10 protein-coding genes and 1 rRNA gene are annotated in these 9,343 nt (G+C 53.8%); all 11 read left to right on the forward strand.

Annotation, left to right across the window (positions count from 1 at the left end; all coding sequences use genetic code 11):
* Positions 1 to 190 precede the first annotated feature (190 nt).
* On the forward strand, positions 191 to 1,762 hold the full coding sequence (locus FHS18_RS30545) for an anthranilate synthase component I family protein (protein WP_183604189.1): 1,572 nt from the start codon (positions 191 to 193) through the stop codon (positions 1,760 to 1,762).
* 106 nt (positions 1,763 to 1,868) lie between these two features.
* Positions 1,869 to 2,450, forward strand: a complete 582-nt coding sequence (gene pabA / locus FHS18_RS30550) for an aminodeoxychorismate/anthranilate synthase component II (RefSeq protein WP_183604190.1) — start codon at positions 1,869 to 1,871, stop codon at positions 2,448 to 2,450.
* Positions 2,447 to 3,328: an aminodeoxychorismate lyase gene (pabC, locus tag FHS18_RS30555; protein ID WP_183604191.1), complete on the forward strand. Its 882-nt coding sequence runs from the start codon at positions 2,447 to 2,449 to the stop codon at positions 3,326 to 3,328. The genes pabA and pabC overlap by 4 nt, the downstream gene beginning before the upstream one ends.
* Before the next feature lie 37 nt (positions 3,329 to 3,365).
* Complete coding sequence (folP, locus tag FHS18_RS30560) at positions 3,366 to 4,241, forward strand: dihydropteroate synthase (RefSeq protein WP_183604192.1); 876 nt, start codon at positions 3,366 to 3,368, stop codon at positions 4,239 to 4,241.
* 38 nt (positions 4,242 to 4,279) lie between these two features.
* Positions 4,280 to 4,645 carry a dihydroneopterin aldolase gene (gene folB, locus FHS18_RS30565; RefSeq protein WP_183604193.1) on the forward strand — a complete coding sequence of 122 codons (366 nt, stop codon included), beginning with the start codon at positions 4,280 to 4,282 and terminating at the stop codon, positions 4,643 to 4,645.
* A complete protein-coding gene (folK, locus tag FHS18_RS30570; protein WP_183604194.1) occupies positions 4,646 to 5,197 on the forward strand; it encodes a 2-amino-4-hydroxy-6-hydroxymethyldihydropteridine diphosphokinase in 552 nt (183 codons plus the stop codon).
* Complete coding sequence (locus FHS18_RS30575; RefSeq protein WP_183604195.1) at positions 5,149 to 5,364, forward strand: helix-turn-helix domain-containing protein; 216 nt, start codon at positions 5,149 to 5,151, stop codon at positions 5,362 to 5,364. The genes folK and FHS18_RS30575 overlap by 49 nt, the downstream gene beginning before the upstream one ends.
* Positions 5,365 to 5,424: 60 nt before the next feature.
* The gene (dusB, locus tag FHS18_RS30580) at positions 5,425 to 6,453 is read left to right on the forward strand and encodes a tRNA dihydrouridine synthase DusB (RefSeq protein ID WP_183604196.1); all 1,029 of its coding nucleotides are present in this window, start codon (positions 5,425 to 5,427) and stop codon (positions 6,451 to 6,453) included.
* Positions 6,454 to 6,833: 380 nt separating this feature from the next.
* On the forward strand, positions 6,834 to 7,313 hold the full coding sequence (gene greA, locus FHS18_RS30585; RefSeq protein ID WP_183604197.1) for a transcription elongation factor GreA: 480 nt from the start codon (positions 6,834 to 6,836) through the stop codon (positions 7,311 to 7,313).
* A 150-nt stretch (positions 7,314 to 7,463) separates the two neighbouring features.
* The gene (gene lysS / locus FHS18_RS30590; RefSeq protein WP_409348590.1) at positions 7,464 to 8,969 is read left to right on the forward strand and encodes a lysine--tRNA ligase; all 1,506 of its coding nucleotides are present in this window, start codon (positions 7,464 to 7,466) and stop codon (positions 8,967 to 8,969) included.
* A 281-nt stretch (positions 8,970 to 9,250) separates the two neighbouring features.
* Positions 9,251 to 9,343, forward strand: a 16S ribosomal RNA gene (locus FHS18_RS30595); the annotation flags it as partial.

The raw sequence follows: 9,343 nt of genomic DNA on the forward strand, positions 1-9,343 counted from the left end.
GAGGCTCCTTCGGGAGCTTCTTTTTATTTGTTGTTACCTGCCGGGGAGATGATATTTAGGCGCGGCGTATAACCTTGCGCAGCGTACTTTCTTTTTGCAGACCGATTCGGTATACTAGCAGGCAAACAAGGGAGTGGCAGCGCAATAGCTAGAGCTCCTACAGACGTAAGGAACGGGGGATTTACGAAGGATGATCGTCACGGCTTTTGAGGAATGGCTCACATGGCAAAGGGAGGGCTATACCTCGCTGCCTTTGATTATGGAGCAATCGCTGCCCGATCCGCAGCAGGGAAGGCCCTCTTCCTGGGAAGAAGCTTGGCAATCGGCCTCGCCCTATGCATTCGTGCTAGAGAGCGGCAAGGGAGGGCGATATACGTACTTGGGTCTGACGCCATCATCCGTGATTCACGGTAAGGACGATCAAGCGCAGGTCATCGATCTGCCTGGAAGTAAGCGGTCCTCCCCGTTCACCGCAAGGCCGCTCGAAGCCGTACGTGAATGGATGAAGCCGTTCAAGTCGCCAAGAAGGGCCGATGGACCCAAATGGGCTGGCGGCTGTGTCGGTTTTTGGAGCTACGACGTCATTCGTTCGATTGAGCGGCTGCCGCAGCTGGCGGCGGATGATCTGGACCTGCCGGACTATATGTTCATGCGTATCGATGAACTGTGGATCGTCGACCAGCAGGAGAATAAGCTCTATTGCGCGGTTCATGCGCACCTGGATTCGCCGAATTCCGATCATTCGCTTCAAGAGCGTTATATCCAAGCGGTTGGACGCGCGGAGGCGATGTCCGGATTCTGGTTCCGTCTTATTGGCGAGGGTCGTCAGGACCATGCGGCACAAGTTATGCGTGCGGAGCGGACAGCCTTTATGGAGTCGGAATCGCTGCATATCGATATGGGTCAACTGACCGGTATTCATGCGCCTTTTGGCCAAGAGGCATTCATGCATGCCGTTGAGCGCATCCAAGCCTACATTGCGCAAGGTGATGTATTCCAGGTCAACCTGTCGCAGCGGCAATCCGTGAACTCCACTGCAGCGCCGGAAGAGCTATACGAGTGGCTTCGTCTCGTGAACCCTTCACCATATATGGGGTTGCTGAAGAGCCCGGATTTTCAACTCGTATCGGCTTCGCCCGAACTGCTCGTCGAATTGTCGGACCGCAAGCTCGCGACCCGGCCGATCGCCGGAACCCGTCGCAGAGGCCGTACGGAGGAAGAGGACAGGCAGATGGCGGAAGAGCTGCGGACCAATGAGAAGGAACGGGCGGAGCACATTATGCTCGTCGATCTCGAGCGCAACGATCTTGGGCGGATTGCCGCTTTTGGCTCGGTGCGTGTGGAGGAGCTCATGGTCATCGAGTATTACAGCCATGTGATGCATCTGGTTTCCCAGGTCGAAGGTACGCTTGCGGAAGGTAAAGATGCCTATGATGTGATCGCAGCCACTTTCCCTGGCGGCACCATTACGGGAGCGCCCAAGATCCGCACGATGGAGATCATTGAGGAGCTCGAGCCGACCAGGCGCGGTCCGTATACGGGGTCCATGGGTTGGATTGACTATAACGGCGATATGGAATTTAATATTATTATACGAACCATGACAGTCAAGGACGGCCAGATTCACGTGCAAGCCGGGGCCGGAATCGTCATCGACTCCATTCCCGAGCGAGAATATTACGAATCGTTAAACAAGGCGAAGGCACTTTGGAAGGCCATTCAATTCAGTCAGCATTTCGCTGCACGAGAGCAAGTGAAGTAGAGGCACGCCGCAGGGCGATCGCCCACCATTTCAGCCAGACCGGACAGAGCATGCAGAGGAGGCAGGCGACTGATTCGGCTTAGGCGTATCCAAGGGGGAAATGCGCATGATTTTGGTCATCGATAACTATGATTCCTTCACGTATAACCTGGTGCAGTATTTAGGAGAGCTTGGCGAGCAAATCATCGTCAAACGCAACGACGAGATCGATCTCGAGGGAATTGCTGCGCTTGCCCCGGATCACATTCTTATCTCCCCTGGACCTTGCAGTCCGAATGAAGCGGGAATTAGCCTGGCCCTGCTCGAGCGCTTCAAGGGCGAAATCCCGATTTTCGGGGTATGTCTCGGCCATCAAGCGATCGGACAGGCGTTCGGCGGCGAAGTGGTTCGCGCCGAGAAGCTGATGCATGGCAAGACGTCGGAGATTCTCCATGACGGCAAAACGGTATTCGCCGGAATCCCGTCCCCTTATACGGCGACGCGATACCACTCGCTGATCGTGAAGAGAGAGACGCTGCCGGATTGCCTGGAGATTACGGCAGAGACAGCCGAAGGCGAGATTATGGGACTGCGCCACAAGGAATACCCGATTGAAGGGGTGCAATTCCACCCGGAATCGATTATTACCGAGCACGGTCTGACCTTACTGCGCAACTTCCTCAGCCTGCGGGCCGGCGCAACGAAATGAAGATTGGTTGGAACGGAAGCATCGAATTAGCGGAGGAAGCCGTGATCTCAGTTTATGATCACGGTTTTTTATATGGCATGGGATTGTTCGAGACGTTCCGCACGTATCAAGGGGCGCCTTATCTGCTGGAACGCCACTTGGCCAGGCTGATGGAAGGGTGCCGAGCGCTGGGCATTGCCTATGAGCCGGATCAGGGGGAGATTCGAAGCTGGCTTAGACGGCTAATGGCTGCGAACGCGCTATCGGAAGCCTACGTCCGATTGACGGTTACGGCAGGCGAAGGGGAGCTAGGGCTGCCCCAGCATGGCTATGACGCGCCTAATGTGCTCATGATGGTCAAGCCTTTGCCGCCGGTTCATAAGAGTCTCGATCGTGAGGGCAAGCAGTTGGCGCTGCTCCATACCGCACGCAACACGCCGGAGGGGCAAGTGCGCTTCAAGTCGCTCCATTACATGAACAATATATTGGCCAAACATGAGCTTCGGGCAAGCGGGGCAGCGGCGGGGGCAGAGGGCCTTATGCTGACGCGGGAAGGTCATTTGGCGGAAGGCATAGTGAGCAATCTCTTTTTTGTCAGCCAAGGCGTTATCCATACGCCATCGGTCGATACCGGTATACTGCCGGGCATTACACGGGGGCGGGTGCTGGAGCTCGCGAAGGAAGCCGGACATGCAACCGAAGAAGGATACTATACGTGGGAACAGCTGCTTGGAGCGGAAGAGATCTGGATCACCAATTCGGTGCAAGAGCTTGTTCCTATTACGACGCTTCGCGATGGTGACGGTGCGGTCACGACGATTGGTAACGGTTTAGCCGGTCCCATTACAGGCACACTAGTGGGAGCATATCGCGCGGATACAAGAATTGCATTGCCCTAACGAGGCAGCATGCTATGAATAGGAGAGGAGTGGGCGCATGCCAATAGATAAGGAGACGGCGACCGGCGGGTTTAATCGGAAGGTGCCCGAGCGGCACTATCGATTTCAAGATGGCGTAGAGCTCACATTAGGGCGCAAGACGCTCATCATGGGCATTTTGAATGTGACGCCCGATTCCTTCTCGGACGGCGGCCGGCATGATGCGGTCGAGACTGCGGTTGCTCATGCGCGAGCCATGGTAGCCGAGGGGGCTGATCTGATCGATATCGGAGGGGAATCGACGCGCCCGGGCTTTACGCCTGTCCCGCTTGAGGAAGAGCTTCGCCGCGTGCTGCCGGTCATTCGCGCGCTCCGCAGCGAGCTTCCCCATGTGGCGCTGTCCATTGATACGTATAAGGCGGAGACGGCTCGGGCCGCATTGGAAGCCGGCATACATATTCTGAACGATATCTGGGCGCTGAGAGGCGAATCGGATATGGCCAAGGTAGCCGGCGAGTATGGTTGTCCGATTATCTTGAACCATAATCGACCTGCGCGTGATTACGCCGACTTCGTTCCCGATGTGATTGCCGATCTTAAGGAGAGCATAGCGATTGGACGCGAGAACGGCGTAACGGACGAGAACATCTGGCTTGATCCTGGCATTGGGTTCGCGAAGAATTATGATGAGAATTTGGAGATGATGGCGCATTTGTCGACATTATGCGCGCTCGGCTATCCCGTTCTGCTCGGTACGTCTCGCAAAAGATTCATTCGCGATACGCTGCAGCTCCCCGTCGATGAGCTAGCCTTCGGCACGGCGGCGACCGTGACGCTCGGCATTGCGCAGGGTTGCCAGATCATGCGCGTGCATGATGTAAGGCAGATCAAGCAGAATGCGCGTATGGCGGATGCCATTGTGTATCGTTCATAAATCGGAAGCTTAAGTTTGTTGCGAAAGGATGGCGTGCTATGGATCGGATGTCATTGAAGGGGATGAAGTTTTTCGGGTATCACGGCGTTTTCCCCGAAGAGAATAGGCTTGGACAACAGTTCATTGTGGATGTCGACTTGTTTATGGATCTTTCCCAAGCGGCGCAGACCGATGATTTGGAAGCTACGATTAACTATGCGGAGTTGCATGGTTTCGTGAAGGAGATCGTAACCGGGCCGCCGTTTAAGCTGATTGAAGCATTGGCCGGTTCCATTGCATCACAGCTGCTTGCGGCTTATACTAGTATAAATGAAGTGACGGTACGCGTGACGAAGCCCCACCCGCCCTTTGAAATTTATTTCGACGGCGTGACCGTGGAGCTTCATAGAAAGCGGGAAGTTTAGATGGAACAAGGCGACAATCAGCTGGCCTCGGGCACAGCATATATCGCATTAGGTTCGAATTTGGGGGAGCGGGACGGCTACTTGACTCAAGCGCTCCACCTGCTGGATCAGAGGATCGGCATTGCCGTTCTGCGCGTTTCCGGTATCTATGAGACGGATCCCGTGGGGTACACCGATCAGCCGGCGTTCCTCAACATGGCGGCTGCGGTTCGAACGACGCTGACGCCGATTGAGCTGCTGCGCACTTTGCTCGAAGTTGAGCTTGCGCTCGGCCGTACACGCGAGGTCCATTGGGGACCGCGTACGATCGATCTGGATCTATTGCTGTTTGACGATGTAGTCATGGAAGAGGATGAACTAACGCTGCCTCATCCACGCATGTTGGAGCGGGCATTCGTGCTTGTGCCGCTACGCGACGTTTTGCAATCCGGTCATCCGTTGCATGCACTTACCTCGCAGGCGGCAGACCGGGCTTTACAGGATGGAGGGGAAGGCATCGCGTTATGGAATACGATCAACTGGCACAGCGCGTCCGCGCCTTCAGGAAACTGAAGGGATATACGCAGCAGGAGCTCGCGGAGAGATTGGAAGTTTCGGTAGCGGTGTTAGGCTCGCTCGAGCGGGGAACGCGTAAGCCCGATCCGAAGCTGCTCGAGAAAATATCAACGACACTAGGCATCAGCTATAACGAGTTGACCAACGATAGTAAGACGGAATAACCAAACGTAGAACAGATGCGTGCCGAAGGCCCGCTTAGGTGGAAGGAGCAAGGAGTAAGCATGCTCAAAATCGGAAACATCGAGATGAAGAACAAGGTTGTGCTGGCGCCGATGGCAGGCGTGTGCAATCCGGCTTTTCGACTGATTGCTAAGGAATTCGGGACGGGTCTGGTCTGCGCCGAGATGGTTAGCGATAAAGCGATTTTGCATGGGAATAAGCGCACGATGGAGATGCTGTTCGTCGACGAACGCGAGAAGCCGCTAAGCCTGCAGATTTTTGGCGGGGATCGGGAATCCCTTGTCGAAGCGGCGAAAGTTGTCGATAAGCAGACGAATGCGGATATTATCGACATTAACATGGGGTGCCCGGTGCCGAAGGTTACCAAATGCGATGCAGGCGCCAGATGGCTGCTCGACCCGAACAAGATTTATGAGATGGTCTCCGCTGTTGTCGAAGCCGTCGATAAGCCGGTAACGGTTAAGATGCGCATCGGTTGGGACAGCGAGCATATCTATGCGATCGAGAATGCGCGAGCGGTCGAACGGGCTGGCGGCAGTGCGGTCAGCGTGCATGGCCGTACGCGGGAGCAGTTGTATACCGGTAAAGCGAATTGGGATATTATAAGGGATGTTAAGCAAGCGGTATCGATTCCCGTTATTGGCAACGGTGACGTCGTTTCGCCTGAAGACGCCCAGCGCATGCTGGACCATACAGGCGTCGACGGTGTCATGATCGGCCGCGGGGCGCTGGGCAATCCATGGATGCTCTATCGTACGGTGCAATACTTGGAGTCAGGCGAGCTGCTCGGCGAGCCGACGCCGCGCGAGAAGATGGGAGTTGCGATTTTGCATATGGACCGTCTGGCAAGCCTGAGGGGCGAGTCCGTCGCGGTTCGCGAGATGCGCAAGCATTTGGCCTGGTACCTGAAGGGTCTGCCTGGCGCAGCCCGGGTGAAGGACCTCATTATGGAGGAAACAAGCCGCGATAAGATGGTCTCGATCTTGTCCCAATACATCGAGTCGCTTGGCGAAGATAGCGATAAGCCTGCTGAGTCGGACTCCGCCGTATCGGAGCAAGTGGCTTACTAGGCCTCGATCGTGCGGTTGCTTTCACGGAATCGTAAGTCAGGGGAATGAAACCTAGGTTGATGTCGGATGGCCAGCTGCAAGAGACATCTTCATGAGTGATTTGGTCGGGATGTGGGCTGCGGCTCACAGGCCGGCCTTTTCTTCTACCTAGAGATGAAGCGTTTTCAATTGGCGGTTGGCTTTCGTTGACATTTAGCCTGAATTTGCAATATAATCTTTCAATAATCGCAAGTAAAACGCTGGTACACATGTACCAATTGAGATTATACCGGCATCTATGACGTGCAGAAGTGTCATACAGAGCATAATGTGTCCTATATTACGCGCACTGTTTTCGTATACCGATTCGAAAATTTCCACATGACAGGAGAATCACTAAGATGAGCGATAAAGAGATCATTCTCACACAGGACGGGCTGAAGAAGCTGGAGGAAGAGCTGGAGAACTTGAAATCCGTAAAGCGCCGCGAAGTGGCGGAGCGGATCAAGATCGCAATCGGCTACGGCGATATTAGCGAGAACTCCGAGTATGAGGATGCTAAGAATGAGCAAGCCTTTATCGAAGGTCGCATCATTACGCTGGAGAAGATGCTCCGTAATGCCCGTATCATTAACAACGATGAGATTGATATCGACACCGTTAGTATCGGTTCTACCGTGACGGTTGAAGATGTTGAGTTCGGCGATACGATGGAGTATACCATTGTGGGTACAGCTGAATCCGATCCTTCGCAGAATAGAATTTCGAATGAAAGTCCATTAGGCAAGGCAATCCTAGGCAAGAAGAGGGGAACGATCGTGGAAGTTAACGTTCCTGCTGGCGTCATTCAATACAAGATCGTCGACATTAACAAAAAGTAAGACAGGGCACGCCTTTATGGAAAGCTTCCTCCGGAAGCTTTTTCACGTATTATCGGTTACGATAGTGGTAAAGTACATACAGTTTCTATAGCGATAGAGGTAACGGGGTTGTTACGGGGACTGCAGAATATGGTTAGGAGATGAATGGTAGTGGAGCATCAGACGCAAGAGCAAGAATTAAGTGAATTGCTACAGATTCGGAGAGACAAATTGGATGAACTGCGCGGGTTGGGCGTTGATCCGTTCGGCGGGAAGTTTGAACGTTCTCACCAGGCCAAAGAGATTGTCGACGCTTATGAGAATACGTCCAAGGAAGAGTTGGAGGAGCAGGGCGTCGAAGTGAGTTTGGCGGGCCGCATTATGCAGAAGCGCGGTATGGGCAAAGCAAGCTTTGCGCATATTCAGGACCTGAGCGGCAAGATCCAAATCTATGTGCGCAAAGACACCGTCTCCGAAACGCAGTATCAAGCCTTTGATCTGCTGGATCTTGGCGATATTGTCGGGGTGCGCGGCGTAGTGTTCAAGACGAACACGGGCGAGACTTCCGTGAAAGCCAAAGAAGTCGTCGTTCTGTCCAAGTCGCTCCTGCCGCTGCCGGAGAAGTATCACGGCCTGAAGGACGTTGAACTGCGCTATCGCCAACGTTACGTCGATCTCATTATGAATCCGGATGTGCAGCAGACGTTTATTTCGCGCTCGCGTATTATTCAATCGATGCGTCGCTACCTTGATTCCCGCGGTTACCTGGAAGTCGAGACGCCTACACTGCACGCGATCGCGGGCGGTGCGGCAGCGCGTCCATTCATTACGCATCACAATGCGCTCGATATGCAGCTGTACATGCGTATCGCCATTGAGCTCCATCTGAAGCGCCTTATTGTCGGCGGGATGGAGAAGGTATACGAGATCGGCCGCGTATACCGCAATGAAGGGATTTCGACTCGCCACAACCCAGAGTTCACGATGATCGAACTTTACGAGGCGTATGCCGACTACAAAGACATTATGGCTCTTACCGAATCCATGATCGCTCATATCGCGCAAGAAGTGCTCGGTACGACGAAGATCCAATACCAAGGCCAAGAAGTCGATCTGACGCCGCAATGGCGCCGCGTCTCCATGGTGGATTTGGTGAAGGAATTGACCGGCGTTGACTTCGGAGCGCAAATTACGAATGAAGAAGCACATGAAGCAGCTAAGGCGCACAATGTGAAAGTCGAGCCGCACTGGACGACGGGCCACATTCTGAATGCATTCTTCGAAGAGTTCGGCGAACCTACCCTGATTCAGCCTACGTTCGTAACGGGGCATCCGGTAGAGATTTCCCCACTGGCGAAAAAGAATGAGGCGGATCCTCGCTTTACCGATCGGTTTGAGCTGTTCGTCGTTGCTCGCGAGCATGCGAACGCATTTACGGAGCTTAACGATCCGATCGACCAGCGACAACGCTTCGAAGCGCAGTTGCTCGAGCGGGAGCATGGTAATGATGAAGCCCATGAGATGGACGACGACTTCATCCGTGCGTTGGAATATGGTATGCCGCCTACGGGTGGTCTTGGTATCGGTATTGACCGTCTGGTTATGCTGCTCACCGACGCGCCTTCCATCCGCGATGTCCTGCTGTTCCCATTGATGCGTGAGCGCGCGAGCGAATAAAGCTTAAGTTAAAAGAGTCGAACCTAGCGGGGTTCGGCTCTTTTTATTCCCGCAGACATGATTCTTATAACTTTTTTCAAAAAAGGGTTGCAATATGTCTAGGGCCTATGGTATCTTATAAAAGTCGCCGCTGAGCAACACGGCAGACATTGAGAAATCTGGTGAATGCTGCATTCTCGATCTCGCGATCATGAACGCAAACGAATCACCGTTTGTTCCTTGAAAACTGAACAATGAGCGATATGTTTTATAGCTAGTTAAGTAATGAGTCACAAACTACTTTTATGGAGAGTTTGATCCTGGCTCAGGACGAACGCTGGCGGCGTGCCTAATACATGCAAGTCGAGCGGATCTTATCCTTCGGGGTAAGGTTA

The sequence above is a fragment of the Paenibacillus phyllosphaerae genome (assembly GCF_014192105.1).
Lineage (GTDB): Bacteria > Bacillota > Bacilli > Paenibacillales > Paenibacillaceae > Paenibacillus_Z > Paenibacillus_Z phyllosphaerae.